The organism is Tropicimonas omnivorans (genome assembly GCF_031846565.1).
In the GTDB taxonomy this organism is placed as follows: Bacteria; Pseudomonadota; Alphaproteobacteria; order Rhodobacterales; family Rhodobacteraceae; genus Tropicimonas_B; species Tropicimonas_B omnivorans.
On the sequence record NZ_JAVRHL010000019.1, the window covers coordinates 1 to 281 of the forward strand.

The 281-nt window shown below is 68.7% G+C and carries 1 protein-coding gene; it reads left to right on the forward strand.

Going from position 1 to position 281, the window contains the following annotated elements; genetic code table 11:
- On the forward strand, positions 1–281 hold a 281-nt coding region (locus RM543_RS18900; protein ID WP_311694480.1), incomplete at both ends, for a hypothetical protein.

Sequence of the window (281 nt, forward strand, 5' to 3'; positions counted from 1 at the left end):
CGTGACCGCCGGGACGCTGCGCACAATCGATGGCGGCACGCTCTTCGACACCGGCGCGATCGACATCCTCGAGGACGCGCGCTTCATCGCGGCCTCCGCGGACACGGTCGGCGTGGTAACGAACGCTGGCACCTACTCCGTCGGGGCGGCGCAGAACGTCCTGTCGCTGAAGAACGACGGCACGGCCGAGATCTATGCCGAGCTGACGGCGCGCGAGGGCGGCGTGACGAACACGTCGGGCGCGACGCTGGATCAGCGCGCGAACATCATCTCCGAAGGCA